The 12,810-nt window shown below is 39.8% G+C and carries 11 protein-coding genes, 1 tRNA gene and 1 riboswitch; all 12 genes read right to left on the bottom strand.

The window, feature by feature from the left end:
- Positions 1–15 precede the first annotated feature (15 nt).
- Positions 16–1,182 carry a glycoside hydrolase family 5 protein gene (locus EUBREC_RS02725; RefSeq protein WP_012741522.1) on the bottom strand — a complete coding sequence of 389 codons (1,167 nt, stop codon included), beginning with the start codon at positions 1,180–1,182 and terminating at the stop codon, positions 16–18.
- Between the two features lie 21 nt (positions 1,183–1,203).
- Complete coding sequence (locus EUBREC_RS02720; RefSeq protein ID WP_012741521.1) at positions 1,204–3,786, bottom strand: heavy metal translocating P-type ATPase; 2,583 nt, start codon at positions 3,784–3,786, stop codon at positions 1,204–1,206.
- 55 nt (positions 3,787–3,841) lie between these two features.
- A complete protein-coding gene (locus EUBREC_RS02715) occupies positions 3,842–4,219 on the bottom strand; it encodes a heavy-metal-associated domain-containing protein (protein WP_012741520.1) in 378 nt (125 codons plus the stop codon).
- 24 nt (positions 4,220–4,243) lie between these two features.
- Positions 4,244–4,555 (bottom strand): metal-sensing transcriptional repressor, encoded by a 312-nt coding sequence (locus EUBREC_RS02710; RefSeq protein WP_041253856.1) that lies wholly within the window; start codon positions 4,553–4,555, stop codon positions 4,244–4,246.
- 299 nt (positions 4,556–4,854) lie between these two features.
- Positions 4,855–4,926, bottom strand: a tRNA-Glu gene (locus tag EUBREC_RS02705).
- A 630-nt stretch (positions 4,927–5,556) separates the two neighbouring features.
- Positions 5,557–9,723 (bottom strand): type VII secretion protein EssC, encoded by a 4,167-nt coding sequence (gene essC, locus EUBREC_RS02700; protein ID WP_109258214.1) that lies wholly within the window; start codon positions 9,721–9,723, stop codon positions 5,557–5,559.
- 2 nt (positions 9,724–9,725) lie between these two features.
- Positions 9,726–9,986: an EsaB/YukD family protein gene (locus EUBREC_RS02695; RefSeq protein ID WP_012741515.1), complete on the bottom strand. Its 261-nt coding sequence runs from the start codon at positions 9,984–9,986 to the stop codon at positions 9,726–9,728.
- Positions 9,987–10,088: 102 nt separating this feature from the next.
- On the bottom strand, positions 10,089–10,337 hold the full coding sequence (locus EUBREC_RS02690) for an Imm59 family immunity protein (protein WP_012741514.1): 249 nt from the start codon (positions 10,335–10,337) through the stop codon (positions 10,089–10,091).
- 201 nt (positions 10,338–10,538) lie between these two features.
- Positions 10,539–10,630: riboswitch (cyclic di-GMP riboswitch) on the bottom strand.
- 133 nt (positions 10,631–10,763) lie between these two features.
- Entirely contained in the window at positions 10,764–11,009 is a 246-nt protein-coding gene (locus EUBREC_RS02685) for an Imm59 family immunity protein (protein WP_012741512.1), read from the bottom strand.
- Positions 11,010–11,099: 90 nt separating this feature from the next.
- Positions 11,100–11,699, bottom strand: coding sequence for a hypothetical protein (locus tag EUBREC_RS02680; protein ID WP_012741511.1), 600 nt, complete (start codon positions 11,697–11,699; stop codon positions 11,100–11,102).
- A 14-nt stretch (positions 11,700–11,713) separates the two neighbouring features.
- On the bottom strand, positions 11,714–12,307 hold the full coding sequence (locus EUBREC_RS02675; RefSeq protein WP_012741510.1) for a hypothetical protein: 594 nt from the start codon (positions 12,305–12,307) through the stop codon (positions 11,714–11,716).
- Between the two features lie 171 nt (positions 12,308–12,478).
- Entirely contained in the window at positions 12,479–12,775 is a 297-nt protein-coding gene (locus tag EUBREC_RS02670) for a WXG100 family type VII secretion target (RefSeq protein WP_041253854.1), read from the bottom strand.
- Positions 12,776–12,810 lie beyond the last annotated feature (35 nt).

The raw sequence follows: 12,810 nt of genomic DNA, 5'->3' as shown, positions 1-12,810 counted from the left end.
TCCCTCCGGATATTTTCATGTTCCGGATGTTTCCTGTGTCACATGACTTGTGAGCACACCGTACAGCCACTTGCCCTCATCGCTTAAATCCTCATAGATAAAGCCGCTTGTCTTATCGCAGGCAGGTGTTAGAAGCGCTGATTTTTCGTCCTTATTGGACAGATTCCAGCACACATAGCTGATGCCATAGCTGTCAAGCAGGCTGATCCAGCTGTTTGCGGAATCTATGTCCACCTGACCGTTTCCGTCGGCGCTGCAGATGCCAAACTCTGATACAAATATCGGCAGTCCTGCGTCTGCCGCCGATTTTAGCTTGTTTTGCAAGTCCTCCTTGTGGGTTGCGGCATAGAAATGCAGTGTATACATGATATTATCATAGCCTGTGACAGGGTCCTTGACTGCCTCATCCACATCCTGGCTCCAGTTAGGTGTGCCTATCAGTATGACTGCATCCTTGTCGTAGCTTCTGATTGACGGAATGACCTCGCTGGCATAAAACTTCACATCTCCCCAGGTCGCACCTTTGCACGGCTCATTGCAAATCTCGTAAATCACGTTGTTGTATGAGGCATACTGCTGTGCCATTTTGGCAAAAAATGTCTTTGCCACATCACTGTAGCGGTTTGGATTTCCCTCGTTTAGCACATGCCAGTCGATGATGACATACATGTCATTGTTTAGTGCGTACTGCACGCCGTTTTGCACAAGTGTCTCAAGCTGCTGCCTGTCACCATCTGTGCAGTAGCCACCGCTTTCGTAGGTATACATGGCGAGCCTCACCACGTTTGCTCCAAAGCTTTTCAGCGTGGCAAAGCAATCATTGGTCACATACTGTGGATACCACGCAAGACCATGTGTGCTGACTCCGCGAAGCTGCACCTCGTTGTTATTTTGATCAACGAGCTTGCTGCCCTCCACATGCAGCTTACCGTTTACTGACGGACAGGCAAGAACTGAGCTCTCCTGTCCGTTTTCTGTGGTGAGCTGCTCTGTGTCAGCCACATTCTGATTTTCTGTACTGTTTTGCGTACTGTCCTCAGTATTATTTTCTGCAGAATTCACCGACTCAGTGACTTTCTCATCCGTCTGTGATTCTGTCTCCTTGTTGCCCTTGTTACCACATCCTGTAAAAATCCCAAGCACCAGCACTGCAGCCAATACCAATGCTATATATTTCTTCATATTGTTATACTGTCTGACTGATTACTGAATTGATGTAACCTTGTAGTCCTCAGCCTCTACAGTCTCCTTTAATTTCTCATCGGAAATGTCAGAGCTTAATGTCACTACTGCAGTTCCGCTCTCATGGCTTACTGCTGCCTCACTAACTGCATCAAGCGCCTCGAGTGCCTTCTTTACTCTTGCCTCGCAGTGGCCGCACATCATTCCTTCGATATTCATTGTCTTTGTCATTGATTTTTCCTCACTTTCATTTGGTTTATTTGTTTTGTTTTTTCTATCTGATGTTGCTTTTCTGTCATGCTTAGGATCATACACCCTGCACAGATTCAGCCGCAGGGCATTGGTAACAACGCAGAAGCTCGACAGACTCATCGCCGCCGCTCCAAACATCGGATTGAGCTTCCATCCTAATAAAGGATACCACAAACCGGCCGCAAGTGGAATACCTATTACATTATAGAAAAATGCCCAGAACAGATTTTCGTGTATATTTGTCAATGTAGCACGGCTTAACCGCACTGCTGCCGGTACATCTATCAGGCGGCTCTTCATCAGGACAACATCCGCTGCATCTATTGCCACATCACTTCCCGCGCCGATTGCAATTCCCATATCCGCACGTGTGAGCGCCGGTGCATCATTGATTCCGTCACCAACCATGGCTACCCTGCCCTGTTTTTTTAGCTTCCTTATGACAGCCTCCTTACCATCCGGAAGCACACCTGCGATGACTTCGTCCACTCCCGCCTGCTTTCCAATGGCATTGGCAGTCTGCTCGTTGTCACCGGTGAGCATAACAACTCTGATACCCATATTTTTAAGCTGTCTGACAGCTTCCGGACTGTCCTCCTTTATTGTATCTGCAACGGCTATGATACCGCAAAGCCTGTCATCTGCGGCAAAGAACAGAGGAGTTTTTCCTTCCTTTGAAAATTCGACAGCTTTCGCGCGCATATCATCTGACACTTTTACAAATTTGCTGACAAAAGCAAGATTTCCTGCTTTTATCATTTTGCCTGCAAGTATTGCAGTCAGACCATTTCCTACAACAGCGCTAAAATCCGTCACCTCTGCGACAGCGATTTCATCCGTTTTAGCGCGCTCCATAATGGCTTTTGCAAGCGGATGCTCGCTCTTGGCCTCGACTGATGCGGCTATTGCAAGAAGCTTTCCGGCATTATTGCCGGTTTCCTCAAAAAATGTCTCATCCGGCACGATATCCGTCACCTTCGGCTCACCGCTTGTTATGGTGCCTGTCTTATCAAGAGCCACAATCTGTGTGCGGCCTGTTGCCTCAAGGCTTGCCGCTGTCTTGAAGAGTATACCGCTCTTTGCGCCCTTGCCATTTCCTACCATTATCGCAACAGGAGTTGCCAGTCCAAGTGCACACGGACAGCTTATCACGAGCACCGAAATGCCTCTGGCAAGCGCAAAGCCCACGGTCTCACCGGCTATAAGCCATGCTATTATTGTAATGATTGCAATTGTAATAACCGCCGGCACAAATACTCCCGATACCCTGTCAGCGATTTTTGCAATAGGTGCCTTTGTCGCTGCGGCATCAGAAACCATCTGTATAATCTGTGAGAGCGTGGTGTCTTCGCCAACTCTCGTTGCACGGCATTTTATAAAGCCTGACTGGTTCACTGTGGCAGCGCTTACTGCATCTTTCGGCTGCTTATCCACAGGGATGCTCTCTCCTGTGAGTGCCGATTCGTTGACAGCGGTTGTTCCATCTATTATTTCACCGTCCACAGGGATATTTTCCCCCGGTCTGACCACGAAAATATCGCCCTTTTTCACTGCATCCACAGAAATTTCCTGCTCCACGCCATCCCTTACAACGGTTGCTGTCTTTGGGGCTAGCTGCATCAGGCTCTTTAAAGCGTCTGTTGTTTTGCCCTTTGAGTGCGCTTCAAGCATTTTCCCGACAGTAATCAGTGCCAAAATCATGGCTGCGGATTCAAAATAAAACTCATGCATATATGACATGACCGCATCCATATCGCCATTCACCTGCGCAGCTGTCATGGCAAAAAGTGCATACACGCTGTATCCAAACGATGCCGCAGATCCAAGCGCAACAAGCGTATCCATGTTGGGAGCGCCGTGAATCAAGCCCTTAAAGCCACTGATAAAAAACTTCTGGTTTATGACCATTACCGCCACTGTAAGCAGAAGTTGCAAAAGCCCCATAGCCACATGGTTTCCATTGAAAAACTCAGGCAACGGCCAGCCCCACATCATATGTCCCATGGAAAAATACATGAGAACAACTAAGAATATGAGCGATGCTATAAGCCTGTTGCGCAGCTTCGGTGTCTCCCTGTCTACAAGCGCATCCTGCGCTGCCTTTAGCTGCTCTAAGCTGTTATTCGCTTTGTCATTTTCTGATTCTGTTGCTGTGCCTTTGGGACTCGCTCCATAGCCCGCCTGCTCTACCGCCTCCACTATCTGCGCATCTGTCGCGCTTCCCTCGACTCCCATCGAGTTGGTCAAAAGGCTGACAGAGCAGCTCGTCACACCATCAACCTTAGAGACAGCCTTTTCCACTCTGGCAGAGCATGCCGCACAGCTCATTCCTGTAACTGTATATTGCTTCATACTGTCTGTATTTCCTTCTTTCTACTATTCGAATCTAGCTATTCAGAAGCCTTTTCTAAAATCTCTCAATTCCTGTCACCTTGAAATCCAATCTTTCGATGGCAAATGTGATTTCCTCATCGCTTAGCTCTCTGGTTGCCTCAACATGTGCCACGCCATGCTTTAAATCCACAGCTGCCGATACTCCGCTCATCTTCTGAAGTGAGCGTGTGACTGAGTTCTTGCAGTTCATGCAGTGCATTCCGTCTATGTGCACATCTGCTCTCGTGACTATCTCGCCTGTAAGCTGTACTGTGGCTTCCTCGTCCTCCTTCATGGCTCCACCGCCACAGCAGGCGCCCTCGCCCTTTGAATGCTTTATAGTCTCCTTTAAGCCCACAATTACCAGAGCGGCAATTATTGCTATTATTAATATTGTGATTATTGTACTCATTTTTATACCTGCCTTCTTATAATACTACTTCATAAGCTTCTGCAGTGTGTTCAAAAGCTCATCTATTGTCTCATCCTTGCCGGCTCTTATGTCATCTGCCACACACGTCTTTATATGATTGGTCAAAAGGACTTTATTGAAGCTGTTGAGCGCAGCATTTGCGGCCGCCACCTGTGTGATGATGTCAGGGCAGTAGCAATCCTCATCCAGCATACGCTTGATTCCACGGATCTGTCCCTCTATACGGCTGAGTCTGTTGATGAGATCCTTATATTCCTTCTCTGACCGCTCTTTTTTGCGGTTGCAGCAACAGCATTGGGTTTCTTTTTCTGTCATGGCTACCTCCATTTGTTCTTTGTTCCGCATTATGCATTTGTTTTACATGTCTAACTATACCCCTTATGGGTATCTGTCTTCAAGAGTATTATATACCCCAGTGGGGTATATTGCAAGGGCAGATTTCCTTATTGAGATATTTTCATGTTATACCATACTTTTATAGTAAAAGCATGCAAGCTGTGTCCTGTCCCTCAGCTGCAGCTGCTCATAAATAGCTCTGCCTCATATATGAATATATACAACGAAAAAGCCGGTACATTCATGCTTCCATGAATGTACCGGCTTTAAATACTTAGCAGTCCGTACGGGAATCGAACCCGTGTTTCCGCCGTGAGAGGGCGGCGTCTTAACCGCTTGACCAACGAACCGTGTATTATAATATCATGGTCAAACGAATAATGCAAGTACTTTTTTAAATTTTTTTTTAAATTTTTTCCGTTCTCTTTACCTTGAACATTATCCCTTTAAATGCTTCTGGCTTTAATTCCATTTTCGTCCCTATGTATGCTCTGTGATAATCTATTATATTCCGACTCCTTATCTCAAAGCACGCGTTCTTATCCTCATATTTTATTTATACGTTTTCCTCTTGAATAAGATTATACACCTCTTTGGTCACACAACGGTCACACGGAGCCCTTTTCCACGGATTTTGTAAAAAGTATACATTGAAAATGCCGAAAACTGTATAATTTTAGACAATTTTCGGCATTTGCGTATTTTTTGTTCGTTATAATCAACTATTATTTATTATATTTTTTGTATATCTTTTCAAAAGCAGGCATAGAGCGTTTTATCATTTCCCACAAAATCTATCAGGGCTGTTTTGGAAATTTTCCATCATAATAATATTCTTCATTTTTTCTACATTAGCTTTAATGTTTTTTATAATTCCATACGTTCTACACCTATATAACTCTCACCGTAATTTCTATTGCAACTCTAACATTATCGTTATCATTACTGCCCCTTCACTATGAGGTGCTAATATACCGTATTTAATCTGAGACCAGTGGTATCCTTACCTTACTGACCTCATCCTCGAATATATAATATGCATCACCCGGTTCGATTTTCTTTTGATTCTTTCTCTTTATAGCCAGCGGTATATCCACTATCTTGCAATTATCCAGGTTATCAAAAAACAGTATGCTTTTAGTCTCCTTCATCATTTTATATATATCAGGCGAACCATATGCTATCTGTGCATTTGGTACTGCCCCAAACAGGAGATACACATTTAATACCTTATATTTGCCCATAATATTTTTAAGAGCATTAAGAGCATCCTTGCTATCTGATATCGCTGTATATACCTCCTGACTGTTTATTATGATCAGGGTGTTTTCTTTTTCCGGATTTTCCTGATGGATGAGTCTCTTATATTTTTCCTCTAAGAGAACCTCTATCATTATTATTTTCTGTATAAATTCATCCGGATCCAGATCATAGCTTACATTTTCCTGACCGATATCAGACAGCTTGCGCCTGAAATCATCAGCTATATATATATGAGTATCTATTTCGCTGTTTAACATCTGCAACGCAAAATATTTTATAAAATTTGTTCTGCCCATATTATCAGCTCCGGAGATAGTTATGATATTGCATTTATTATGATCTGTGTAAACCGGGGCGACTGTGTCGTATGCAATTCCTATAATATTCTCATCATTTTTTCTTCTGAATGTGTGATCCACATAGTCCGGTGTGAGCAATTCAGGAATTTCCGGTATCTTGTCAGCAGTGATATCCCCATATACAGCATTTATCTGATCTACAAATGCATGCATATTATTAACACGTTCAATTTCCTTAGTTCCCTCAAACGCTAAAAATGTCTGGCACTCGTATATTTCCCCATCAATTTCTGTCAGGCACCTGCCAGCAGTCTCATCCGGTCTGAGTTTACAGCTTCCATAAAGAGTCATATACTCACTTGATTCATTACAAAACATAGCTATTCTGCCGGAAAAGTTTGCCAGATACTTATATCCCAGTCCTGTTGTCTGTAAATTTGAAATAATGAAACTTATTCCTACAGAGCCACCTTCTCTGCACAGATTGAGCAGTATGTCACTATCCTGCAGATACAGTTCTTTTAATGCAGTATAATTGTCTATGAGTACCACTATCTGAGGTATATCTGTAAATCCCGCCTCGCGATATGATGTGTATGAGCTTACTCCCGCTTCAAGCAGTCTTTCACGCCTTTCTTCTATCTGTTCACTCAGATATTTAAACAGATTCTTCAACCTTTCATCGTCAGATGGGCATACTACACCTCCTACATGAGCCAGCTTCTCAAAATTTTTAAGTACCATTGATGCAAAATCAATAATATATATGCTAAGCTCTTCCGGTGAATAGTTTTCTGCCAGATTCCTCACTATCAATTCGAGAAGATTGGTCTTGCCAAACTGCGATGCTCCTATGATAATAGTATTTTTGTTACCTATCTCTATTACTGTCCGCCCCTGTCTCTGCCTGTCCGGATCGTCGTATATTCCTATTACAGCAGTCATGGAAAGAGGGGTATCATTATGTGCCAGTTCGGCATCATATACTATCACTTCTTCCAGCGCAGGCAGACATATATCCGGCAGTTTTTTTACTCCATCGGCTTTACAGTATTTATCTACATATTCGACGACCGCCTCCAATTGTGACCTTGACTGCTCTGAATTCTCGAGCTTATGCTTATATACCAAATTCTTTTTTCCCGAAAAATCAAGTTCATATATATCAAACGGTGTATCATCTTCACCATTTATGCTCTCGGGGCTGCCGGAATATCCCGACTGGAACAATTCAAATATCTCATTATTTCCGACCTGCAAATAAGCCCGGCCCGGTTCTTTTATTTCTGCGGCTAAAGGAGATTTCAAGACTTCATTACTATCCTCCTGCGTCTGTACTTTAAGACACAATTTGAACTTTGAATTACTCCAAATCTGGTCATTAACCTGTCCTGCCGGTTTTTGTGTTGCCAGTATCAGGTGAACTCCCAGACTTCGTCCTATTCTGGCTGCACTAATCAGCTCCTTCATAAATTCCGGCTGCTCTGCCTTTAACTCAGCAAACTCATCTACAATAATGACAAGGTGTGGTAATGCCACTTTTGCTTGTCCCTCTTTATATGCCTTTATATATTTATCTATATGATTAACATTGAGCTGTGCAAACAGATTCTGTCTTTTCAGCAGTTCAGCCTTTATTGACCTGAGTGATCTGTCTATTGCCTTTCCATCAATGTTTGTTATGGCACCAATCAAATGAGGCAGCTTTCTAAACTGATTAACCATTCCTCCACCCTTAAAATCAATTATCACAAAACCTATTTCATACGGATGAAATAACGTTGCTGCCCCAAGTATAAACGTCTGCAAAATCTCACTTTTTCCTGAGCCTGTTGTTCCTGCCACAAGTCCATGCGGGCCGTGAAATTTCTCATGCAGATTTAGATAAACAATCTCATCCTTCACATTTACTCCCAACGGAACTGCCATTGTTTCATATATTTTTGATGAATTCCATCTCTCCTTCAAATTCAATGCCTGCACCGAGTTGATTCCAAGCAGCTCAAACAAAGATATGTTCTTACGCAAAGAGCCTGCCAGGCTTATTTCTTCACACTCCACAGGTTCCAAAATGCTGACCGCCTTCTGTACACGCCAATCAGGTATATTCTCATACTCAAAATATTTCTTTTGCGTCTTATTGACCGAATCATATATCATGGCACTCTCATTGTCGAATATATCAATTATTCGGCTGCAATATAATGGCAGCAAAGACAGCTTTGATTCAAAAAATATAAAAACAGTATCGAGCTCTGATGCATGCTCTATAAATTTTGAAATAGGATGACTCTTTATGCCATAGTCCTGCATTACAATTATTATATTAAATCTGCCATGTACTTTTTCATCTTTTCGTATAGAAAGCTCTTTATACAAATTTTCAAATACTCTGTTTTTGCTTTCCTGATCGCAAACTATATTTCTATTGCCATTCGAGCTATTCAAAGCTTTTATTCCCCTAAGCCAATTATACTTTCCGATATTATCATCAAGTAATGCATATATACAGATATCACCATAATACTGTCTGCTGATAATATCCATAATCATATTCTTCATCATCGAATACAACGAATCCGCATCTCCGACAACCCCCACCGCATTAGCATCCTTCAGACTCATCACAACCGGCGCCTTTTCAATATCCATATATTCTCCTGCCACATGCTCAGGCAGACTGCTAAGATCATCTCCAACCTCAAGTTTCTCTTGTTTTTTATAGTCTACCTGCCGCAATGACTCAACGTTTCCCCTCCCCAGATACACCTCAAGGAAATCTTCATCTGTAGATATACGATCAAATAATACCGGGTCAAAATTCTCTATATGTTCAATATCCTGCTCTATGCTATAATACTGAGCGTTTAGACAATCTAACTCCTCTCTTCTTGCAGCTTCTATCTCATTACGTTTTTTTGCTATGTATTCAAGATATGTGTCTCTTCGTTTTACAAGGTCTTTCTTATACTTCTTTTGTTTATTTATAATACCAAATATGGATGTAAAGACTCCAACACCCATGGAACATATACTAAATGCAACAAAAGCTCCATTTGACTTGCTCATCACTCCTCTAAGCAGCACTACCAGAGCAAACATAATAATCGAAGGCATCAATGAAGTAACCAGATTGAGTTCCGGTTTTGTGGGAATAGTACCCGGATCCAATATTTCTATTGGAGTTTTATCTCTTTTTGCCTGTATTCGCGTATTACGAATAAAGACAGGATATGTTGTATGTATATCCAAGCTCTCCGGTCTGACCTCAACTCCATTTGTTCTGATAGCTCCATAATCAAAGAAAATTTTTCCATTATTGTAATATGCAGTAAAATCTCCTATTGATATGAAATCATGATTTTTTACTGTTGCAATCCTTTGAATACTTTTTCCATTTACTAATGTGTTGTATGACGAACTATATTCCGATAACATAGCACATGATATATCATCTTTCACCTGCAATCCTACTCTCACAGCTCTACCATATGCACTGTCAAGCTGTATATGTGCATCAGGTGCATTCCCTATTATCAGGACATATCCCGGATTTAATTCTATTGACCATCCATAATTTTCCATTTTCATTTTCTCCCAAATATAATTGTCGAACCATTCCTAACACCAAAATCCTCAAGCATCCTGTTTCCTTTCAAAAATGCAATTGGCTGCTCACAGGCCATATAACATTCATTCTCATTGGCTTCATCAATTTGCAGATTATATGCTTTGTTTAATGCAGTCACCAGAGCTTTTGCTGTTATATTCAAGGGGATTTCCAATTCATGTCTTTTTCCATTATTTTCATTCACAAAATTTACAATAACCTTTTCACTATCTTCCATTACGATGCTCCTCTTTACATTATTACGTCAATTTTTAGGTTGGTAATGTTAAAAGCACATTGCGTGTAACAACATTTTTCAATTATGTAAATACTATTTCTTTTACAACTCGCATAGTACTTTATCTGCCCGCAACCTTTCTATAAAATCCTCTATTGCTTCCGTTTCCGTATTATACTTATCAACTGAGTTAGTAATTTTACTAGCACGTTCATCCGTCACATATACTATCCATTTTTCATTTTCTTTCTTAAGCACTACTTCATTTTCTCTATTTTCTCGTTCTTCGCATAAATTGTAACCTTGAAGACTTTCCTCTTGTATTATTTTTCTTGCATCCTCTATTTTCATCTTCTGACCTCCATACTAGTTTATTTCTCTTAATAATCCTAATCTTTCTAATTCTACCGTTGACGAAAGTTCATACTGTATTGCTCCTCCTTTCCCCCATCCTTCAACTGCTGCTTTTCCTTTATATGAAGCCAATCTACTATAATCTCCTTTTAGTAAAATTTTATATACAAAAAGGCTGCAGCGTCCGATATTACCGGATGTTGCAGCCGATCTGTCATTACATAAATGTTACTCCGTGTTAGACTCTAGCTTTGCGACCTTACGTTTCCATAAGTGTGCCCTTTTATACGCAAAATTTTATCGTATTTGCATTTTTATGTCAATTTATAGGTTGGTAATGTTAAAAGCTCATTGCGTGTATAAAGCGTAATTTTACTTCCGTAGATAACTGAACCATTAAACGTATTACTTCCGTAAATTACCTCAGTTTTTTAATACATTTAATGCCCTTAATCTTGTAATAAAATTATCTAATGCCTCTTCCTCTGTTTTAAACTTTTTTTCTGAACCTGTTATTTTACTTGCTCTCTCATCAGTTGCATATACCAACCATTGCTCTGCAACATTCATAATTACCATTTCATTCTCTTTATTTTTCCTTTTTTCAAACAGATTTCCTCCTTTTAAACTCTCTTCATCAATAATCTTTTTCACTTCTTCTACTGTCATTATACTTTCCTCCACTATTTCCTATTTCTGTATTTTTTAAGTTTTTTCTGAGCCTCCTATGTCACTTGTTCTCATCAATTACGACACACTTTACTTAATAATATCATATATCTCTTTTTCACTTAATGTTTCTTCAAATATTGCTTCATACCCTCTAACTCGTTCTAATATCACTTTTAAATACAACGCTTCATTATAAAACCTCTCAAACCCAAACGGAGCTTCTTCATTTTCTTCGATATACTCACATTCACCATTTGGTCCAAGCAAATAAATATTATATTTATTTGCCCCTTTTTCCTCTAAATTAATTTTTAATTTTTGTGGATTCATAATTGAGTAATAACTTTCACCAATATGTACCTTCATTATTTCATTAACATCTGAAAGTTTTACCACACCTTCTATTTTCTCTAAACCACTGTAATCTATTCCTTCACTAAAAAAACCTTTTATTGCAATTGCAAAATTTGTTTCCATTTCTTTTTCTGAATAATATTCAGCTATTTTTATGCGCTCATTCCTTTGTATGCAATAAAAATAAAATATTTCTTTTTCTTCTTGCAAGACATAAGATGTCTCAACATCATATATAATTGTTATTTCATTTTCATTTGAAACAATATTTAATTTTTTTCCAACATATTCTTCCAACTTTTTAAAATATGCTTTTTCTAAATTGATACTCATTTTCCCTCTTTCATTTAGTAGCCTAACAACTGTATTTTCACATCATCTTCTAACTTATCTTCAAAAACTTCCTCATACTCTCTAATTTGTCTCATCGTTTCACCATAATAAGTTACTTCGTTATAAAATCTTTTGAACACAAATGGATTTTCTGTCTCTTGTTCTAATATGTATTTCTTACCGTTTTTATCCAAAAAGAAAATACTATACTGACCATCTTCACTTTTCAATATATTAATTTTCTCTTCTTTTGGGTCATTTATGGAATACATCTTTTCGTCTGCATATTGCTGCATCAATATTCTTAGTTCTTCTACACTGGTAACTTCTCTAAATTTTCCTGAAAATGGATATTTAATATTTTCACTAAAATTACTCTTTACCCATAATGCAAAATTTCTTTTCATATCCACTTCTGATGTATATCTTTTTTCTTCCGTTTCCTTTCCTCTTTCACTAACATACAATATATACTTTTGTTCCTTTTTTCTTAAAAAATATTGAATTTCAGAATCCAAATAGATATGGACTTCATTGTCACTCTCTACCAACTGAATATCTTTACCTACATACTGCTTTAATTTTTCTAAATAATCACGATTAAACATTTATTCTTTTCTCCTATACTTTTTCATATTCATTCACACCCTCCTGTTAATGTATAAAATTATGGTCTTATTTTAAAAGCAGCTCTGCTGCTCTTGAAATAAAGCCACAATACAAATACAATACAATTCCACACCACAGCCTGTGGTGTGGAATCCGGCATTGAATGAATTTTACATGCTGAACTGATTTGCTATCTGTGTATCGGTTGACTCTACTGCCTCTGCAGTCTTGTCAAGTGCCATTGCGATATCATCGATCAGCTCTTTTCCTTTTACAAATGAAGGTCTGAGCTCTGCAAACTTGTTGGCATATGCCTCTGATGCTGCACCTTCCCACTCTGTGAGCAGTGTGTCCAGTAATCTGTCCATCTTGTCGATTACATTCTGTACATTCTCTGCTTCTGTCCTGTACTCTCCAGCCCTTCCTCTCATTGTGTCAGGTGTCATTCTGATCTGTCCTGATGCCATTTTCATGTTCCTCCTTTAGGTAAAATTTTATATAC

This window comes from Agathobacter rectalis ATCC 33656 (genome assembly GCF_000020605.1).
Classification (GTDB): domain Bacteria; phylum Bacillota; class Clostridia; order Lachnospirales; family Lachnospiraceae; genus Roseburia; species Roseburia rectalis.
This window is presented reverse-complemented; position numbering and strand designations above follow the sequence as displayed.